The organism is Streptococcus parasanguinis, from assembly GCF_023109675.1.
GTDB classification, from domain to species: Bacteria; Bacillota; Bacilli; order Lactobacillales; family Streptococcaceae; genus Streptococcus; species Streptococcus parasanguinis_I.
This window is the reverse complement of record NZ_JALDUR010000006.1, coordinates 58,572-77,610: the sequence shown is the minus strand read 5'-3', so window position 1 is coordinate 77,610 and position 19,039 is coordinate 58,572. Positions and strand designations below refer to the sequence as shown.

At 42.4% G+C, this 19,039-nt stretch carries 17 protein-coding genes; 15 read left to right on the top strand and 2 right to left on the bottom strand.

What is annotated here, in order from left to right:
- Window positions 1-30: 30 nt before the first annotated feature.
- From M1G14_RS05990 to M1G14_RS05920, 15 genes are all read left to right on the top strand, one after another.
- Window positions 31-483 (top strand): DUF3290 family protein, encoded by a 453-nt coding sequence (locus M1G14_RS05990; protein WP_024055947.1) that lies wholly within the window; start codon window positions 31-33, stop codon window positions 481-483.
- Window positions 480-1,112 carry a DUF421 domain-containing protein gene (locus M1G14_RS05985; RefSeq protein ID WP_024055948.1) on the top strand — a complete coding sequence of 211 codons (633 nt, stop codon included), beginning with the start codon at window positions 480-482 and terminating at the stop codon, window positions 1,110-1,112. The genes M1G14_RS05990 and M1G14_RS05985 overlap by 4 nt, the downstream gene beginning before the upstream one ends.
- Window positions 1,113-1,533: 421 nt before the next feature.
- Window positions 1,534-3,585, top strand: a complete 2,052-nt coding sequence (gene pbp2b, locus M1G14_RS05980) for a penicillin-binding protein PBP2B (RefSeq protein WP_049523081.1) — start codon at window positions 1,534-1,536, stop codon at window positions 3,583-3,585.
- A gap of 10 nt (window positions 3,586-3,595) precedes the next feature.
- Entirely contained in the window at window positions 3,596-4,192 is a 597-nt protein-coding gene (gene recR, locus M1G14_RS05975; protein WP_003002450.1) for a recombination mediator RecR, read from the top strand.
- 76 nt (window positions 4,193-4,268) lie between these two features.
- On the top strand, window positions 4,269-5,315 hold the full coding sequence (locus tag M1G14_RS05970) for a D-alanine--D-alanine ligase (protein WP_049523080.1): 1,047 nt from the start codon (window positions 4,269-4,271) through the stop codon (window positions 5,313-5,315).
- 277 nt (window positions 5,316-5,592) lie between these two features.
- Entirely contained in the window at window positions 5,593-6,960 is a 1,368-nt protein-coding gene (locus M1G14_RS05965; RefSeq protein WP_049523015.1) for a UDP-N-acetylmuramoyl-tripeptide--D-alanyl-D-alanine ligase, read from the top strand.
- Between the two features lie 56 nt (window positions 6,961-7,016).
- The gene (locus M1G14_RS05960; protein ID WP_247926393.1) at window positions 7,017-7,718 is read left to right on the top strand and encodes a YwaF family protein; all 702 of its coding nucleotides are present in this window, start codon (window positions 7,017-7,019) and stop codon (window positions 7,716-7,718) included.
- Between the two features lie 25 nt (window positions 7,719-7,743).
- Complete coding sequence (locus tag M1G14_RS05955; protein WP_247926392.1) at window positions 7,744-8,430, top strand: YwaF family protein; 687 nt, start codon at window positions 7,744-7,746, stop codon at window positions 8,428-8,430.
- 14 nt (window positions 8,431-8,444) lie between these two features.
- A complete protein-coding gene (locus M1G14_RS05950) occupies window positions 8,445-9,125 on the top strand; it encodes a YwaF family protein (RefSeq protein WP_031577114.1) in 681 nt (226 codons plus the stop codon).
- A gap of 58 nt (window positions 9,126-9,183) precedes the next feature.
- Entirely contained in the window at window positions 9,184-11,109 is a 1,926-nt protein-coding gene (locus M1G14_RS05945; RefSeq protein ID WP_247926391.1) for a DUF2207 domain-containing protein, read from the top strand.
- Window positions 11,110-11,293: 184 nt separating this feature from the next.
- A complete protein-coding gene (locus M1G14_RS05940; RefSeq protein WP_049523013.1) occupies window positions 11,294-12,841 on the top strand; it encodes a peptide chain release factor 3 in 1,548 nt (515 codons plus the stop codon).
- 79 nt (window positions 12,842-12,920) lie between these two features.
- Entirely contained in the window at window positions 12,921-13,301 is a 381-nt protein-coding gene (locus tag M1G14_RS05935) for a PH domain-containing protein (RefSeq protein ID WP_004219989.1), read from the top strand.
- 41 nt (window positions 13,302-13,342) lie between these two features.
- Complete coding sequence (locus tag M1G14_RS05930) at window positions 13,343-14,251, top strand: magnesium transporter CorA family protein (protein WP_031577123.1); 909 nt, start codon at window positions 13,343-13,345, stop codon at window positions 14,249-14,251.
- 788 nt (window positions 14,252-15,039) lie between these two features.
- The gene (gene cshA / locus M1G14_RS05925) at window positions 15,040-16,611 is read left to right on the top strand and encodes a degradosome RNA helicase CshA (RefSeq protein WP_049497241.1); all 1,572 of its coding nucleotides are present in this window, start codon (window positions 15,040-15,042) and stop codon (window positions 16,609-16,611) included.
- Between the two features lie 352 nt (window positions 16,612-16,963).
- Window positions 16,964-17,857 (top strand): aldose 1-epimerase family protein, encoded by an 894-nt coding sequence (locus M1G14_RS05920; protein WP_049523012.1) that lies wholly within the window; start codon window positions 16,964-16,966, stop codon window positions 17,855-17,857.
- Window positions 17,858-17,873: 16 nt separating this feature from the next.
- Here M1G14_RS05920 and M1G14_RS05915 read toward each other — a convergent pair whose 3' ends face one another.
- A complete protein-coding gene (locus tag M1G14_RS05915) occupies window positions 17,874-18,137 on the bottom strand; it encodes a GIY-YIG nuclease family protein (RefSeq protein WP_004219743.1) in 264 nt (87 codons plus the stop codon).
- Window positions 18,127-18,873 carry a tRNA1(Val) (adenine(37)-N6)-methyltransferase gene (locus tag M1G14_RS05910; protein ID WP_045759231.1) on the bottom strand — a complete coding sequence of 249 codons (747 nt, stop codon included), beginning with the start codon at window positions 18,871-18,873 and terminating at the stop codon, window positions 18,127-18,129. Before M1G14_RS05910 ends, M1G14_RS05915 begins: the two co-directional genes overlap by 11 nt.
- Window positions 18,874-19,039: the final 166 nt, after the last annotated feature.

Below are 19,039 nucleotides of genomic sequence, written 5' to 3'. Positions count from 1 at the left end.
TTGAATTCATTTGGAGAAAGGGAGTTCATTATGAAATTTTACTCTTATGACTATGTATTGAGTCAGATCAGTCAGCAAAACTGGGTGACCATTGGGATATCTGGCTTGCTTGTTCTTCTGACTGGTTTTTTTGCGGTGAAAGCCTATCGGGAGAAGCACGATAGCAAATTCCGCGAATTATCTATTATCTCCATTTTAACTCTGGTGGCAGTGGTCTTGATCAGTATCAGCAATTTCCAAAATAGCCAAAGTAATAATGATCAGTTCCAACGCTCACTCCATTTTATTGAGGTCGTCTCAAAGGAGTTGGATGTCAAAAAAGAAGATGTCTATGTCAATACTTCAGCAGCCACAGATGGGGCGATCCTGAAGGTTGGAGAGGTTTATTACCGAGCTATCGCAGGCTCTGACCCAGATAGCTACCTATTAGAAAAGATGGATCTGTATAAAACAGACGTGGAACTTGTGGAGGTGAACAAATGACAGTAGATTTTTTAGCCATTTTGATTAAATTAGCTATCGGCTTGATTTCCTTGGTATTTGTAATCAATGTGACCGGGAAAGGAAACTTAGCACCAAGTTCTGCAGTAGACCAGATACAGAACTTTGTTCTTGGGGGAATTATTGGTGGGGTCATCTACAATAGCTCCATTACCATTCTTCAATACATTGTGATTCTCTTGATGTGGACTATTTTGATCTTACTCTTAAAATGGCTCAATACCAATGTCCGTTTTATGAAGCACTTGATCGATGGCAAACCAACTGTCATTATCAAAGATGGGAAGCTTGATCCGGAAGCTTGTCGATCCAAGGGACTTTCTGCTTCAGACGTTGCCCTGAAATTGCGTTCACAAGGAATTTTCCAATTAAAGGGAGTGAAACGAGCTGTCATTGAACAAAACGGTCAAATGATCGTTGTCCGTGCGGGGGATGAAAATCCTAAATACCCGATCATTACTGATGGCGTGGTTCAGCTTGAAATTTTGGAAACAATTGGGAAAAGTGAAGAGTGGTTGCTGGCTGAATTGGAAAAAGAAGGCTATGACAACGTTTTGGATATTTTCATTGCTGAGTATGACAAAGGAAAAATCAATGTTGTGACCTACTAAAAGAAGAGATTGGGCGACCATGTCCAATCTCAAATTGAAGACAAAATAGTCTTAAAAACTTTCCTTAGGTGAGTACGGACGTCAGCGAACTTCTACGAAGTTCCATGACTTAGTTTTGAACCTAAAGTTTCAAAACTCCCGAGTTCCTGAAACAATTGTGTTTCAGGAACTTTTCTCACGGCGGAAAGTTTCGACATATGCTTGAATAAGCTTAAAAATTAAAAATCAATATTTTTTCAACCACCTCACATAAGGTTGTACATGTAAAAAAGTTTGTGTTAATTTCAAGATTGGGCGAGCAGGTCCAATCTTTTTTCTTCATAAAATTCCAGGAAAGGTCCCTTCCTTTTCTTGAGATACTCTTGGAAAAATAGTAAAATGGAAGGTAAGTGTTGATTAGAAAAGAAGGACAGAACATTTCATGAAGAAGAAAATACGGAAGTTTGAGAATCATTCGATTACACGCAGACTCTACCTGCTGTTTAGTTTGATTTGCCTTCTTTTTTTGGTGCTGATTGCCCGACTTGGCTATATGCAGATCACTCACCAAGCCTACTATACGGATAAATTGGCAAAAGCTACGAAAAAGACGGTCAAACAAGGGAGTGTGCGAGGGCAAATCTATGATGCTTCTGGTAAACCCTTGGTGGAAAATGTGGGCAAACAGGTCCTGACTTTTACGCGGGATCGTAAAATGACGGCCCAAGAAATGCGAGAGACAGCTGGGAAACTCTTACAGTATGTCGATGTAGAAAATCCTCAAGTAACCGAACGGCAAGAAGTGGATTACTATCTAGCCAATACCAAGGTCTACCAAGAGGTCGTGGAACACCTGCCTGAGAAAAAGAAATTTGATACCGATGGCAACCGCCTGCCGGAAGCCAAGATTTATCAAGCGGCAGTGGATAGTATCGACCCTTCAAAACTCGGCTATACAGATGATGAGAAAAAGATTATTTATCTCTATAGCCAGATGAATGCGGTGGAGAATTTTGCGACAGGGATCATTACGACGCAGGCACTAGGAGCTGAGCAGATTGCGACCATCGCAGCGGATAGTCAGGACCTTCCGGGAATTGCCATCACGACTAGCTGGGACCGCAAGGTTTTGGATACTCCTCTAGCCTCTATTATTGGAAATGTATCGACCGAGCAGACGGGACTTCCAGCAGAAGAGGTTGAGGATTATGTCAAAAAAGGCTATGCTCTCAATGACCGGGTTGGAACGTCTTATCTCGAAAAGGAATACGAAAACGTCCTTCAAGGCAAACGCAGTGAAAAAGAAATTCTCCTAGATAAAAATGGCAACATGGAGAAAGTGGTCGACGTTTCAAAAGGGGCCAAAGGAGAAAACCTCAAGCTCTCGATTGATTTGGATTTCCAAAAAGGAGTGGAAGATATCCTTCGCTCTGCCTTTAGCGCAGAGTTGCAAGCTGGAAATGCGACATACTCCGAAGGTGTCTATGCTGTAGCTCTGGAGCCCGATACAGGGAAGGTCCTTGCCATGGCGGGGATCAAACACCAGGCTGGTAGTCAAGATCTATCAGCAGATGCTTTAGGGACAGTGACCAACGTCTTCGTTCCAGGATCCGTGGTCAAAGGAGCGACCTTGACTTCTGGATGGGAAAATGGAGCCATTTCAGGGAACCAGGTTCTGACCGATCAGCCGATTGTTTTTGCAGGATCCGCTCCTATCAATTCTTGGTTTACCCAATACGGTAGTCGTTCCATCAATGCGGTGGAAGCATTGGAATACTCTTCCAATACCTATATGGTCCAAATTGCCCTTAAGATGATGGGGCAACCTTACACTCCAAATATGACCTTACAAGTGGATCAGGTTGAACCGGCTATGAAAAAACTGCGCTCTACTTTTGCAGAGTATGGTCTTGGGACATCAACGGGGATTGACCTTCCCAATGAATCGACCGGTTTTATTCCAAAAGACTACACAGTCGGTAATTATTTGACCAATGCCTTTGGTCAGTTTGACAACTATACGCCTATGCAATTGGCTCAGTATGCGGCAACCGTTGCAAATGATGGGAAGCGGGTGAGTCCTCATGTCGTCGAAGGAATCTATGACAATAATGATCAAGGTGGCCTCGGTCAGTTGAAAAAAGCGATCGAAGCCAAGGAGCTCAATCAAGTCCATATCTCAGCGGAGGACATGGCTTTGATCAAGCAAGGGTTTTACCAAGTGGCCAATGGTACGAGTGGGTTGACGACTGGAAAAACCGTTGGTCGTGGGGCCAGTGTGCCCATCAGTGCAAAGACTGGTACAGCTGAAACCACTGTCGATGGAGGCAAACAAGCCATTAATACTAATGTGGTGGCGTATGCACCATCGAATAATCCAAAGATTGCGGTAGCGGTGGTCTTTCCACATAATACCAATCTACAGGCAACGGTTAGTCATTCCATTACGCGTGACATTATTAACTTATACAATCAGAAACACCCCATGAATTAGAAAGGAAACTATGCTTTATCCAGCACCTATTGCAAAATTAATTGACAGCTATTCGAAGTTGCCAGGAATTGGGATCAAAACAGCGACTCGTCTGGCTTTTTACACCATTGGTATGTCAGATGATGATGTCAATGAATTTGCCAAGAACTTACTGAATGCCAAGCGTGAGCTAGGGTATTGCAGTATTTGTGGCAATTTAACCGATGAAGAAACCTGCGAGATTTGTCGAGATGAAACGCGGGATCCATCCCTCATTCTGGTTGTAGAAGATAGCCGGGATGTATCTGCTATGGAAAATATCCAAGAATATCACGGTCGCTATCATGTCTTGCATGGCTTGATCTCGCCCATGAATGGCGTGGGACCAGATGACATCAATCTCAAGAGTTTGATTAGTCGCTTGATGGATGGAACAGTCACTGAGGTCATTGTTGCGACCAATGCGACAGCAGACGGGGAAGCGACATCTATGTATATCTCGCGTGTGCTCAAGCCAGCAGGGATCAAAGTGACCCGTTTGGCACGGGGTCTAGCAGTTGGAGCCGATATCGAGTATGCGGACGAAGTGACCCTTCTTCGCGCGATCGAAAATCGGACAGAATTATAAGAGAAGTTCTTTCGAAAGGGCTATCATTGTGGTATACTATCAAGTAAGAAATCAAGGGAACAATTAGGGAGAAACTATGAGTAAACAAGACTTAATCCTGTTATATGGTGGACGTAGTGCAGAACGTGAAGTGTCTGTTCTTTCAGCAGAAAGTGTGATGCGCGCGATTGATTACCAAGCATTTTCGGTTCAGACCTATTTTATTACGCAGTCAGGAGACTTCATCCAGACGCAAGCTTTTGAAGAGAAACCAGCAGATGATGAGAAATTGATGACCAACGATACAGTGGACTGGTCTAAAAAAGTCGCACCATCAGCGATTTACAAGGAAGGAGCAGTTGTCTTTCCAGTGCTTCATGGACCAATGGGGGAAGATGGTTCCATTCAAGGCTTTTTAGAAGTCTTGAAAATGCCTTATGTCGGCTGTGGCATCCTGGCTTCTAGTGTCGCGATGGACAAGATCACGACCAAACGGGTCTTGGAGTCTGCAGGGATTCCACAAGTTCCTTATGTAGCTGTAGTGGAAGGCGATGACTTGGAGGAGAAAATTGCTGCAATTGAAGCCACACTCTCTTATCCTGTCTTTACTAAACCATCCAATATGGGTTCTAGCGTAGGGATTTCAAAATCTGAAAACCAAACTGAACTTCGGACTGCTCTCAAATTGGCCTTCAAATACGATAGCCGTGTCTTGGTAGAACAAGGGGTCAATGCGCGTGAGATCGAAGTTGGGCTCCTTGGAAACTATGATGTGAAAAGTACCTTGCCAGGTGAAGTTGTCAAAGATGTTGCCTTCTATGATTACGATGCCAAATACATCGATAACAAAATTACCATGGCCATTCCAGCTCAATTGGACCCTGAGGTTGTGAAAATCATGCGAACCAACGCAGAAAAAGCCTTTCGTGCGATCGGTGGTCTAGGCTTAGCTCGTTGTGATTTCTTCTATACCGATAAAGGAGAGATCTTCTTAAATGAGCTCAATACCATGCCAGGCTTTACCCAATGGTCTATGTATCCCTTGCTTTGGGACAATATGGGTCTCAACTATACAGATTTGATCACCAAGTTAGTAGAGCTTGGAAAAGAAGTCTTCCAAAAACACGAAGCGCATTTGTTGTAAGAAAAGAGAGAGTGGGACAGAAATCGGTAATTCGTTAGAATTCGATTTCGTCGTCCCACCTCCGCACAGTTGAGTAGGGCTGTAAAAGCTGATGAAATCAGCGTAGTAGAGCCCACTCAACCACTGCGTCTTGCTCGACAATCCAAAAACAATCAAGAGGCTAGGACTTCTGTCCCAGCCACTTTTTTTGTGGTCTAGAATATGGTATAATGAGAAGAATTTGAAACGAGCGTCTAGACTTTTGGTGACGACGCTACGGAGAACTGAGGAGTCGGATATGAATCTCACATTACATGAAGTTGCTCATCTAGTACATGCAAAAAATGATATCAGCCAATTTGAAGATGTGGCCCTTGTCAAGCCTGAATTTGACAGCCGTTTGATTGGGCCGGGAGACCTTTTTGTTCCGTTAAAGGGAGCGCGTGATGGTCATGATTTCATCGAGACCGCTTTTGAAAATGGAGCAGTAGCCACTTTTTCAGAGAAAGTGATTGAAGGCCACCCTTATATTTTGGTGGAAGATGTTTTGAGCGCATTTCAAACATTGGCTGCAGCCTATCTTCAAAAGACAAAAGTGGATGTTTTTGCTGTGACAGGGTCAAATGGTAAAACAACCACAAAAGATATGTTGGCACAGCTTTTGTCCACCACCTACCTGACCTATAAAACACAGGGAAACTATAATAATGAAATTGGTCTTCCTTATACGGTTCTCCATATGCCAGAAGGGACAGACAAACTCGTCCTTGAAATGGGGCAAGACCATCTAGGAGATATCCATCTCTTGTCAGAACTGGCGCATCCCAAGGCTGCTATTGTCACCTTAATTGGGGAAGCGCATTTGGAATTTTTCAAAGATCGAAGCGAGATCGCAAAAGGAAAACTCCAAATTGCGGATGGCATGCCAGAAGGTGGCCTTCTGGTGGTTCCAGCTGATCCGATCGTGAATGCCTACCTCCCTGAAAAACAAAAAGTGGTCCGCTTTGGTCCAGACGAGGAGATTTTTATTACCGAGTTGGTAGAGCGAAAGGATAGCTTAACTTTCCGTGCTAATTTCTTAGAAGAAGCGATTGACCTGCCAGTAACAGGCAAATACAATGCGACCAATGCCATGATTGCAGCTTATGTTGCCCTGCAAGAAGGAGTGAGCGAAGCGGCGATTCGTGATAATTTTGCTACCTTACAATTGACGCGTAACCGCACGGAATGGAAAAAGGCCAGTAACGGAGCAGATATTTTATCCGATGTCTACAATGCTAATCCGACGGCTATGCGCTTGATTTTAGAAACCTTCTCGACTATTCCTGCCAATCCAAATGGCCGAAAATTAGCCGTCCTTGCAGATATGAAAGAACTAGGGGAGCAATCTGTAGATCTGCACAACCAAATGATCCTCAGCCTCTCACCGGATGTCTTGGATACCGTTATTTTCTATGGGCAAGACATTGCGGGCTTGGCTCAATTAGCGAGTCAGATGTTCCAGCTTGGACATGTCTATTATTTCAAAAAAACAGCTGAGGAAGACCAGTTTGAGGACATGGTCAAACAAGTCAAGGAAAGCTTAAAAGAGCAGGACCAAATCCTCATCAAGGGAAGCAATTCCATGCATTTAGCCAAATTGGTAGAGGAATTAGAAAAAGCCTAGCAAATGTGAAGGAAGTTATACAAAAATAGGCTACTATAAACTAAAGGGATATAAAAATGACACTTTGGGATTTATTGTTTACGAACCAAAAATCAGCCCCGCCTGAGTTTGGACTCTGGTACTTTTTCCTACCAGTTTCCTTGTTGGTGGTTGGCTACTTTTCTATCAAATATGCGCAGTCAAAAAGCTACCAGCGCTTTTGGTACTGGGCACAATTGATTCAAGTTTTGACCATCAATGCTTGGTATATTCTAGCCCACATGCCTTTGACAGATAATTTGCCTTTTTATCATTGTCGCTTGGCCATGCTTGCAATACTCTTTGCTCCGAGAGGAACCTATATCAAGCAATATTTTGCCTTGTTGGGAGTTCTAGGATCCATTGCGGCCTTGGTTTATCCAGCCTTTGACCCCTTCCCATTCCCCCATATTACCGTGCTCAATCTGATTTTTAGTCACTGGGCCTTGTTTGCCAATAGTTTGATTTACCTGCAAGATTTTTATCAGTCGGAAAAACAAGACAGCTTACGAATTGTTAAGATCACTTTTGGAATGAATGCAGTCATCTTTTTGGTCAACCTTTTGACCAGTGGAGATTACGGCTTCTTAAAGCGTCCACCAATCATTGGAGACCACGGTGCTCTTTTGAACTACCTCTTGGTCAGCATCGTGATGGTGGCCGGTATTTGCTTGGTCAATCAACGCTATAAATACAAATACAAGATGGTCGAAGAGAATATAGTTTCGCGTTCAGAATAAAAAGAGCAGATAAGGGAAAGAAATCATGACACTTTGGGACTTATTTTTCACCAGTCAACCAACGGCCCCTCCTCAATTGGGGGTCTGGTATTTCTTATTGCCGACTTCATTGGTGGTAGTGGGAGTTCTGTCCATTCGATTTGCTCATTCTAAAGGCTATCAAAACTTTTGGTATTGGGGGCAGTTGATCCAGTTGCTCATTATCAACTCTTGGTATCTAGCTGCTCGCTTGCCTCTTTCAGAGAGTCTTCCCTTCTATCATAGTCGGATGGCCATGTGGATCATTCTTTTGGCTCCCAAGGGCAGCTTCAAACAATATTTTGCCCTCGTGGGAGTCTTTGGCTCCATTATGGCCTTGGTTCATCCTGTTTTTTATCCCTACCCTTTTCCTCACGTATCTTCGATCAACAATGTCTTTGGTCACTGGGCTCTCTTGGCCAACTGTTTGATCTATCTGGTTCAATCCTACCAGGTGGAAGAAGGGGCTGTTTGGAAAATCTGTCAGATGACTTTTGGGATCAATGCCATTATTCAGCTTGCGAATCTCGCAACAGGTGGAAACTACGGCTTTATGCGTCGGCCTCCTGTGATCGGTGACCATGGCCTTGTGTTCAACTATTTGATCGTGACAGTTCTCATGACGGGGACACTGATTTTCATCAATACGATCGTTCAGTACAGTAAGAAAAGAAGAATACCTGAATCTGTTTAAACTAAGGAGATTTTATGCATCATTTTTTTACCACAGAATCAACAGCACCACCAGCAATCTCAGCACTTTGGTATAGTGTGATGGTCTTGTTAATTGTGACAGCGATCATGATGTCACTTCGCTATTATCAGAATGAGCAATTTCGCAAATGCTTTCAATACTTACAAGGCTTCCAGTTAATTTGCTTGTATCTTTGGTATTTTGCCTACCACATTCCTTGGTCCAATAGCCTGCCTTTTTATCACTGTCGCTTGGCTATGTTTGCGGTCTTGTTTTTACCAGACAGATGGAAAAGCAAACAGTTCTTTGCCTTGATGGGAGTGAGTGGAGCCATCTTTGCTTTGGGCTATCCAGTCTTTGACCCCTACACTTTCCCTCATATTACGAGCTTTTCTTTCCTCCTCGGACATTACTGTCTCCTGATCAATTCCTTGATTTATCTCTTGAGATGGTATGATCGAAACCTCTTAAAAAATAGTCAGATTGTTCTCTATACCTTTGTTTTAGATTTATTTCTGGTTGGAGTCAATCAATTGACGGGAGGTAATTATGGTTTGATGGCCCGCCCTCCGATTATGAGAGGGGATAAAGTCTGGCTCAACTACCTGGTTGTATCTAGTATTTTAGCCCTTGCTTTATTACTCTTTAATCAGATCTTCAATCGTAGAAGTGAGCGGGTAAAAGTGAGAAAATAACCAGTATAAAGGTTGGGGCATCTCTGTCTCAACCCTGTTTTATATCAAAGGAGAATATATGAAGCGTTTCTTGCTAATGATCTCCCTCGTTTGGAGTTTGTTTTGTACAATAACGACAGCACATGCGGATGAAGAAGTTCGCTATTCGATTGAATCCTATGTAGGACACCTCCAATTGCAGGAAGATAGCCAGGCAACATTTACACAAGAGATCACCTATCAGTTTCAGACAGGCTATCATGGTCAATATGTGACTCTAGGAAGCGCAGATCCTCTTCCAAAAGGGTTTAAGATTCATCGTAATCCTGAGGTGGAAGCCTATGTGGATGGGGAAAAACGAGAGATTCGTGTAGAGGAAACAGACCTGGAAGATGGCCGTCAATTAAAAATATACAATGCCCGTATCGTCGGAGGAACGGTCAAGATCAAAGTAAAATGGAAGATTGATCATCTCTTGACTTTCTACAAGGATATTGCAGAACTGAATTGGTTTCCTATTTCAGATGGAGATGAGAAAGTCGCGAAATTAGATTTTTATGTGGATGGCTTGGATGCCAAGCAGGGAAAACTGTATGCCCATACTGGTTACTTTAATCCACCAGCCCAAGTCGAACGGACTGCAACTGGTTATCATATTTGGACAAAGGATTTTCCCAAAAATGGTAAGCTCGAACTGCATGCCTATTGGCCAATGACAGAGGCCTTGCGTCGAGACCAAGCAAATGAGATTAACAAGGGAAATGGAAAAGAGAAATTTCTCAAAAAAGAGAAATCCATTGAACAAAAAACATTCTTTTATCGGACCCTTCTACTCAAGGTCGTTCCAATTGTATCGATTCTTTTATTTATCTTAGCTTTCATTCCCTGGATCCGGTATTTTATCAGTACCAGAACTCGTCGAATTTCAAAAGGAGTACGATTATACGAACCACCACAGAATTTACCTCCTCTTGTCCTAGCTAAGGCACTATATCAACTTGATTTTGAACGGATGGTGATATCTAGAGAGAAAGGACCATTAACATTCAATCATCTCATCCAAGCAACTATATTGGATCTCATTGATCGAGGAAATCTTCGTTTGACTAGGAATGAAAATGGGGAAACCTTGACCTGTCTCCATTATGAAGGCTTGGCTGATTTTGAATTGAAGTTTATTGAAATGATCTTTGATCAAGAATCTGAAATCAGTATCAGTGAAGTATTTTCAAGGTATAAAATCGACAAAGCAGCCTTAAAAAAAGATTTTCGAGCTGCTAAATCAGACACACAACGAGACCGTATTCGAAAAGTCGGAAGTGCCGTTCAATCCCTTTTAAAAAAGGATGCCCAGCAATTGTCAAAAGGGGTAGAAAAGGAAATTGCAAAATTAGGATTGCCTTCTTATTTTAGAGACTTATCTGAAAAAGAAGAAGCTTTTTCTAAAACAGGCTGCGCCTTACATTTTTGGCTCTTACTGATCTTATTTGTGAGCATGTGTTTCTTATCTCTTGGATTTGGATCACACCTATCTTCATTCTATTTTTGGATTATTTTACTTTTGGTTTTGTTATTCATTCCATTTTATATTGTTGTGAAAATCCGTGAAGATCATCTACAATCCTTAGAGAACTTGGATGCACAATTCCAATGGATGGCCTTTCGAAATATGATCGAAAGTATTCCAAATTTCAACCAAGCAGAACTTGAGAGTGTCATCCTATGGAATCGCATCTTAGTCTATGCAACCCTGTATGGCCAAGCAAAAAAAGTGAGCCAGGTACTCCAAAATCATCAGATTTCCTTACCATATGAAGACTGGGACACTGTTCTTTGGCTAACAACCTCCCCAAATACTTTCCTAGACGGCTCTACCTTGATGAACTATGCAGATGATTCCTATAGTGTTTCAAGCTTCTCTATTAACTCTTCAGATGGCAGTGGCGGCTTTGACGGCGGTGGCTTCTCTGATGGTGGCGGTGGCGGAGGATTTGGTGCCTTTTGATAGCCGTGAAAAGAAGACTAGAATCTACGGATTTCGGTCTTTCTTTGCGTCCCCAAAAAGATCCATCGTTGAAAAAAGTGCCTCTTTTCGCTATAATAGAAAAGATAGAGAAATTGAGGAGAGATCCGATGTAAAGATGAATTTGTAAATTTATCAGAAAATAAAAAGAGAAAGAATTAGGAATATGAACGTACAAGAAGAAATTAAAAAACGCCGTACTTTTGCCATTATCTCCCACCCGGATGCTGGTAAAACGACGATTACAGAGCAGTTGCTCTACTTTGGAGGAGAGATTCGGGAAGCCGGTACCGTCAAAGGGAAGAAAACAGGAAACTTTGCTAAATCTGACTGGATGGATATCGAGAAGCAACGTGGGATTTCGGTAACCTCATCTGTTATGCAGTTCGACTATGATGGCAAACGGGTTAATATCCTTGATACCCCAGGGCACGAAGACTTTTCAGAAGATACTTATCGGACCTTGATGGCGGTGGACGCTGCCGTCATGGTGGTGGACTCTGCCAAAGGGATTGAGGCCCAAACCAAGAAATTGTTTGAGGTTGTGAAACACCGTGGCATTCCCGTCTTTACCTTTATGAATAAGCTGGACCGTGACGGTCGTGAGCCACTGGACCTCTTACAAGAATTGGAAGAAGTCTTGGGCATCGCGAGTTACCCAATGAACTGGCCGATTGGGATGGGGAAAGCCTTTGAGGGACTCTATGACCTTTATAACCAACGTTTGGAACTCTATAAAGGAGACGAGCGTTTTGCTAGTCTAGAAGACGGAGACAAGCTTTTTGCTAACAACCCTTTCTACGAGCAAGTAAAAGACGACATCGAACTCTTGCAAGAAGCAGGAAATGACTTTTCTGAAGAAGCCATCCTTGCGGGTGAATTGACTCCCGTCTTCTTCGGCTCAGCCTTAACCAATTTTGGAGTACAGACTTTCTTGGAAACCTTCCTCAAGTTTGCTCCGGAACCACACGGCCACAAGAAGACAGATGGAGAACTTGTCGATCCTTATGACAAGGATTTCTCAGGCTTTGTCTTTAAAATCCAAGCCAATATGGACCCTCGTCACCGCGACCGGATCGCCTTTGTGCGGATCGTATCTGGCGAATTTGAGCGTGGGATGAGCGTCAACCTGCCTCGTACTGGTAAGGGCGCTAAGTTATCTAACGTGACTCAATTTATGGCTGAAAGCCGTGAAAATGTCAGCAATGCTGTAGCAGGAGACATCATCGGGGTTTACGATACCGGGACTTATCAGGTTGGAGATACTTTGACAGTGGGCAAAAACAAGTTTGAATTTGAACCACTGCCAACCTTTACGCCTGAAATCTTCATGAAAGTGTCAGCTAAGAACGTCATGAAGCAAAAATCCTTCCACAAAGGGATTGAGCAATTGGTGCAAGAAGGAGCTATTCAGCTCTATACCAACTACCAAACAGGTGAATACATGCTTGGTGCTGTTGGTCAACTTCAGTTTGAAGTCTTTAAGCACCGGATGGAAAATGAATACAATGCCGAAGTGGTCATGAGCCCAATGGGCAAAAAGACGGTTCGCTGGATCAAACCTGAAGATCTGGATGAGCGTATGTCTTCAAGCCGAAACATCCTGGCCAAAGATCGCTTTGACCAGCCTGTTTTCCTCTTTGAAAACGACTTTGCCCTCCGTTGGTTTGCGGATAAGTATCCAGAGGTTGAGCTGGAAGAAAAAATGGGTTAAGAAACAATTCTAAATCTATCTTAGAAAATAGAAATACGAAAATGGAAACCTATCCGTTTTCGCTTGCAAAGGAGAAATGATGGGATTATTAAGTGGTTTGATGGGCAATGCCTCTCAAAAAAATGTCGATAAGGTAGAAAGAGATCTGGAAGATATCTTGGTGCCGGGAGAGCAAGTGACGCTTGCTTTTAGCTTGATTCGTGATTTAATCGTCTTTACTGAGTTTCGTTTGATCTTGGTAGATAAACAAGGAGTAACAGGGAAGAAAACGTCCTACAAATCCCTTCCTTATCGCTCGATCTCTCGATTTTCAGTCGAAACTTCCGGTCATTTTGATTTGGATGCCGAATTAAAAATCTGGGTCTCTTCTGCAGTCGAGCCTTCAGAAGTTTTACAATTCAAGAGTGACAGCAGCGTCATTGAAATCCAGCAAGCATTAGCCAGTGCAGTTTTTAAATAAAAATATCATTTTGATAGAGAACAGTTGAGAAAGGAGACGGAATGTTTATCGAAAAACAATTGGGTCAAGATCGGAAATGGATCAATATCGACTCGGATATGATTGCTGAAAACTCATATCTTTATAAAAAATACGAGATTGACAAAGAAACCATTGAGTACGCGATGGATAAGAACGAACGTGCCCATATGGATTATAATCGAGAAAACGGTACGATCACATTTATCTACAATGTATTGGATTTAGAAAAGGACAAGGAATACTACGAAACCATCCCTATGACCTTTATCGTTCAAGATACGCGACTCGTGACCATCAGTAACCAGGACAATGCCTATATCATTGAACAAATGGTTCGCTATTTGGAAAGCCATGGGGAGTTGTCGATCTATAAGTTGCTTTTTGCAGGTCTTGAAATGATCAGTAATGCTTATTATCCGATTATTGATCGCTTAGATAAGCACAAGGATGAACTCAATCGTTTGCTTCGAAAGACAACGACGACCAAGAATCTTTATGCCCTGTCTGACCTTGAGACCGGTATGGTGTATCTGGTCGCAGCAGCCAAGCAAAATCGGATGTTGCTAGAACATATTAAAGCGCATGCCATTTATCGCAGGATGAATGATGTTGAAAAAGAGCAGTTTGATGATGCCATGATCGAAGCGCGTCAGTTGGTTTCGATGACTGAGTTGATTTCCAATGTCTTGCAACAGTTGTCAGGATCTTACAACAATATCCTAAACAACAACTTGAATGACAACTTGACAACCCTAACCATCTTTGAAGCCTTGTTGGCGGTTTTAGCCGTTATCACCGGTTTCTTTGGAATGAATATCCCTCTTCCTATGACAAAGGATCCCAATGCTTGGATTTATGTATCCGTATGTAGCTTTATATTATGGCTCATTTTGGGAAAGTTTATGCGGTGGATTGTGAAACAAAGATAAAAAAGAGGCTTGGAGAAATCCGAGCCTCTTCGTATCTAGAATAATCTGAGAAATAGGAACCATCTAGACACCTGCCCTCCTCTCCAAAGAAGGGGCAGTGTGAATAGTTCATTGACTGTACAAAATCTTCTTGGAAATAGTAGGAGTAGATTTAATAGTACTGAGTGGTTCTAAATAAATCAGAACGTAGAATAAATCGTTGAATCAGATAAAATGATCCTATTTCTTTATACAGAAATATTTTAGATACTAACTGTATTATACATATTTATTTGTAAAAACGCAAGAACTACCAAAAAAAGTTTTTCCGAAGTTTTTATACTCCTATTTAAAGGGATTCTTGAACGGTGTCAGAAGAAAGTCAGCTAAATCTAGGGGAAACTGCCCTCTTGACTATTTTCAAGTTTTTAAAAATTTTTCCTAAAAAATAAAATTATTCTCCTTTGACTATCATTTGGTCGTCCATTGTGTTATACTAGATAAGTTGCAAACTTGTATGAGAGAAATGCTGGTGAGATGGAACAATTAGAAAAGGAATGTTGGTCAATCTCCCACAAGGAGGATCTTGGTGTCTTTTCGTTTGGAAAACGACTTTAATCAACCAAATCCGCTAGTGCGAAAACATTTTTCGCAGAAGGGAATTCCATAAAAAAACGATTGGGTTTTCCTTTAGATGAGTCTTGCGACAGGTAACCGGGAAGGAGACTTCCTATGCAATCAGTGCGTTTTCGCATTGAAAAGAAGTGTGATAAAGTGGCTTCGCACCACTTTTTAGAAAGAAGAAAGAATTGAAATTCAATGAATTTAACTTATCTGCTGAATTATTAGCAGAAATCGAAAAAGCTGGCTTTGTAGAAGCAAGCCCCATCCAAGAACAAACCATTCCTTTGGCCCTTGAAGGAAAAGATGTCATTGGTCAAGCGCAAACAGGGACCGGTAAAACGGCTGCTTTCGGTCTTCCAACTTTGGAGAAGATTGATGTCGATAACACAGTAATCCAAGCCCTTGTTATTGCACCGACGCGTGAGTTGGCGGTTCAAAGTCAGGAAGAACTCTTCCGTTTTGGACGAAGCAAGGGTGTCAAAGTCCGCTCTGTCTATGGTGGATCAAGCATCGAAAAGCAAATCAAAGCCTTGAAGTCAGGTGCTCATATCGTTGTGGGAACCCCTGGACGCTTGCTAGATTTGATCAAGCGCAAGGCCTTGAAACTCGATCATATTGAAACCTTGATCTTGGATGAAGCAGATGAAATGCTCAATATGGGCTTTTTGGAAGATATCGAAGCTATCATTAGCCGTGTTCCAGAAACACGTCAAACCTTGCTCTTTTCAGCAACGATGCCAGAAGCGATCAAACGCATTGGTGTTCAGTTTATGAAAGAACCCGAACACGTTAAGATCGCAGCCAAAGAATTGACCACCGACTTGGTCGATCAATACTATATTCGTGTCAAAGAGGGCGAAAAGTTTGATACCATGACTCGATTGATGGATGTCGAGCAACCGGAGCTTGCCATTGTCTTTGGTCGGACTAAACGCCGGGTCGATGAATTGACGCGTGGCTTGAAGATCCGTGGTTTCCGAGCAGAAGGGATTCACGGAGATTTGGATCAAAACAAACGTCTTCGTGTCCTTCGTGACTTTAAAAATGGGAACTTGGACGTCTTGGTGGCAACGGACGTTGCGGCACGTGGTTTGGACATTTCAGGTGTGACCCATGTCTACAACTACGATATTCCACAAGATCCAGAAAGCTATGTTCACCGGATCGGACGGACAGGTCGTGCTGGGAAAACAGGCCAATCCATTACCTTTGTATCGCCAAATGAAATGGGCTATTTGCAAATCATAGAGAACTTGACTAAAAAGCGGATGAAGGGAATGAAACCTGCAACAGCAGCAGAAGCCTTCCAAGCGAAAAAACAAGTAGCGCTGAAGAAAATTGAGCGAGACTTTGAGGATGAAAAAATCCGGACTAACTTTGAGAAGTTTGGTAAGGATGCTCGCAAATTGGCTGCAGAATTCACTCCTGAAGAACTGGCTATGTATATCTTAAGCTTGACCGTTCAAGATCCAGATAGTCTTCCAGAAGTTGAAATTGCGCGTGAAAAACCATTGCCATTTAAACCATCCGGTGGTGGCTTTGGTGGGAAAGGCAAAGGGGGCCGTGGAAATGGCCGTCGTGGAGACCAACGCCGTGACCGAAATCGCAGAGATGACCGTGAAGGTGGACGCCGTGATTTCAAACGCAAGTCCAATAAAAATAGCCGAGACTTTGAAGGTAAAGGCAACAAACGTCCTCATCGTACTTCTAATGAAAAGAAAAATGGATTTGTCATCCGCAACAAAGGGGATAAATAAGTCCTAAAGACGGTCTAGCAATAGGCCGTCTTTTTAATGAAAATCAAAAATACAAGGGTTAACTAGCTGTTAACCCTTGTATATTTATAAGGAGACCTAAATGATAACTGACTCTTTTAGAAAAATGTATCATGATAAGGAGCATCCTAAAAAAGTCAGAAAACAGAAAGAACGGATTCCTAAAACGGAATGTTTCTGTTAACATATTAAGTTTACAATTATTTCTAAGCTTTGTCAAGGTTTTTTTCTTATATTTTTAAAAATTTTTAACGAAAAAGATAAAAATTGACAATCTTAGCTAAAAGGTTATAATGAATATAATAACTATATTAATCATAAAGAGGTGGCGTCCATGGTGATTGCATTAAAAAACGATGATCTAGAAGTACAATGTAAGACATTTGGAGGGGAATTGAGCTCCATTCGTAATAAAGAAGGCTTAGAATATCTCTGGCAAGGGGATCCGGAGTATTGGTCGGGACAAGCGCCTGTTTTGTTTCCAATTTGCGGAAGCGTTCGTAATGGCCAAGTAGGATATCATCTCAAAGATGGAGTGAAGACAGGTCAGCTGCCAAGACACGGTCTCATTAGGAAGAGAGAGTTTGAACTTAAAGAACAAACAGACCATCGTCTTGTCTTTGAAATCACCTCTAACGAAGAGAGCCTGCAAAATTATCCCTACCATTTTCGAGTTGAAATCGTTTATGAACTACAAGGGAAAGAAATCACCATCACCTATCGTGTACAAAATCTAGAGTCTGATCAAGTCATGCCTTATTTCATTGGAGGGCATCCAGCTTTTCATTGTCCCCTTTTAGCAGATGAAGACTATGAAGACTACGAGTTGATTTTTGAAAAAGAAGAAACCTGCAGCGTCCCTCTCTTGTTCACAGAAACTGGATTGGTCGATCGCCTGCAGCGGACGCCATTTTTCGATCATAAGCGTAGCCTACCTTTGCGACATGAACTATTTGAAAAAGATGCCATTATTTTAGATCAGTTAACCTCTAAATCTGTGAAGCTTATCTCGAAAAAATCAGGTAAAGGTTTGGAATTTGATTTTGCAGATTTTGAAAATCTGGTCCTTTGGTCTACCAATAACAAGGGCCCCTTCATTGCCTTAGAGCCTTGGACAGGTATTTCCACATCTGCAGAAGAGGGCGATTTCTTCGAAGACAAAAAAGGTGTGATCCAGTTGGACCCTCAAGAGACACGGAGTCATCAGTACCGTATCACCATTTTGTAAATGAAAAACCGTTGGACTATGGAGTCCGACGGTTCTTTTTGATATAGTTTAGCTTTGCTTGGCGCGATTTCTTTTTAAAGAGAGCCTCGGCAGACATAGCAGAGGGTTTATCTGGATAGGATTCTTGGTAAAGAAGTTTAACGGGGAGGCGAGCCCGTGTGTATTTGGCGCCTTTTCCAGCATTGTGAGTCTTTAGGCGTTTTTCGACATCTGTGGTGTAGCCAGTGTAGAGGGAGCCATCCGCACACTCTAGGACATACATGTAAGCCTTAGTTTCCATAGTAGATCTCATGAATCTCGTCTGTATAGCTGCCGTCTTCATTGTGAATAAAGAGGGGAGGCAGAATTTTTAAACCATCCAGTGAGCCATCTTTGATCGCCTCAATCAATAACATATTCGCCTCTTTGGTCACTTTGGGATAGACAAACTGGATCCGCTTAGGTGCAAGATTGTAACGCTTCATGGTTTCGATGATATCTAAAAAGCGATCTGGACGATGGACCATCGCTAAGCGACCATTTGATTTGAGAACTCGCTGGGCCACATGGCAAATCTCATCTAAATTGGTGGTAATTTCATGCCGAGCTAAGAGGTAGTGTTCACTCTCATTGAGATTGGAATGCTCATCTACCTTGAAATAAGGAGGATTGCAGAGGATAATATCCACCTTACTCCCCCCGATATGTTGAGGCAAATGCTTGAGGTCATCGGTGATCATGGACATTTGCTGGTTCAAGCCATTGAGATCAATGGAGCGGGTTGCCATATCCGCTAGACGTTCCTGTATTTCGACACCAATGATCTGGGACTCTGTACGAGTACTCGCAAAAAGTCCCACGGCCCCATTTCCAGCGCAGAGATCTACGATCAAGCCCCGCTTGGGCAATTTTGGAAAGCGCGAGAGCAGGACGCTATCCACGGAGTAACTAAAGACTTCCCGATTTTGTATGATTTTCACATCACTTGAAAAGAGTTGATTGACGCGCTCGCCGTCTTTTAATTCGATATCTGTCATGGCTCTATTATAGCATGAAAAGAAGCTTGGGGAAAGATCGATAAAACATAAAAAGAGGCTGGAACAAAAGTCCTAGCCTCTCAATTATTTTTGGATTGTCGATCAAGACGCAGTGGTTGAGTGGGCTCTACTACGCTGATTTCATCAGCTTTTACAGCCCTACTCA

Excerpts from the sequence above, each read along its gene's own strand:
- M1G14_RS05990 (WP_024055947.1), top strand. The coding sequence starts at position 31 with ATGAAATTTTACTCTTATGACTATGTATTGAGTCAGATCAGTCAGCAA.
- M1G14_RS05985 (WP_024055948.1), top strand. The coding sequence starts at position 480 with ATGACAGTAGATTTTTTAGCCATTTTGATTAAATTAGCTATCGGCTTG.
- pbp2b (WP_049523081.1), top strand. The coding sequence starts at position 1,534 with ATGAAGAAGAAAATACGGAAGTTTGAGAATCATTCGATTACACGCAGA.
- recR (WP_003002450.1), top strand. The coding sequence starts at position 3,596 with ATGCTTTATCCAGCACCTATTGCAAAATTAATTGACAGCTATTCGAAG.
- M1G14_RS05970 (WP_049523080.1), top strand. The coding sequence starts at position 4,269 with ATGAGTAAACAAGACTTAATCCTGTTATATGGTGGACGTAGTGCAGAA.
- M1G14_RS05965 (WP_049523015.1), top strand. The coding sequence starts at position 5,593 with ATGAATCTCACATTACATGAAGTTGCTCATCTAGTACATGCAAAAAAT.
- M1G14_RS05960 (WP_247926393.1), top strand. The coding sequence starts at position 7,017 with ATGACACTTTGGGATTTATTGTTTACGAACCAAAAATCAGCCCCGCCT.
- M1G14_RS05955 (WP_247926392.1), top strand. The coding sequence starts at position 7,744 with ATGACACTTTGGGACTTATTTTTCACCAGTCAACCAACGGCCCCTCCT.
- M1G14_RS05950 (WP_031577114.1), top strand. The coding sequence starts at position 8,445 with ATGCATCATTTTTTTACCACAGAATCAACAGCACCACCAGCAATCTCA.
- M1G14_RS05945 (WP_247926391.1), top strand. The coding sequence starts at position 9,184 with ATGAAGCGTTTCTTGCTAATGATCTCCCTCGTTTGGAGTTTGTTTTGT.
- M1G14_RS05940 (WP_049523013.1), top strand. The coding sequence starts at position 11,294 with ATGAACGTACAAGAAGAAATTAAAAAACGCCGTACTTTTGCCATTATC.
- M1G14_RS05935 (WP_004219989.1), top strand. The coding sequence starts at position 12,921 with ATGGGATTATTAAGTGGTTTGATGGGCAATGCCTCTCAAAAAAATGTC.
- M1G14_RS05930 (WP_031577123.1), top strand. The coding sequence starts at position 13,343 with ATGTTTATCGAAAAACAATTGGGTCAAGATCGGAAATGGATCAATATC.
- M1G14_RS05920 (WP_049523012.1), top strand. The coding sequence starts at position 16,964 with ATGGTGATTGCATTAAAAAACGATGATCTAGAAGTACAATGTAAGACA.
- M1G14_RS05915 (WP_004219743.1), bottom strand. The coding sequence starts at position 18,137 with ATGGAAACTAAGGCTTACATGTATGTCCTAGAGTGTGCGGATGGCTCC.
- M1G14_RS05910 (WP_045759231.1), bottom strand. The coding sequence starts at position 18,873 with ATGACAGATATCGAATTAAAAGACGGCGAGCGCGTCAATCAACTCTTT.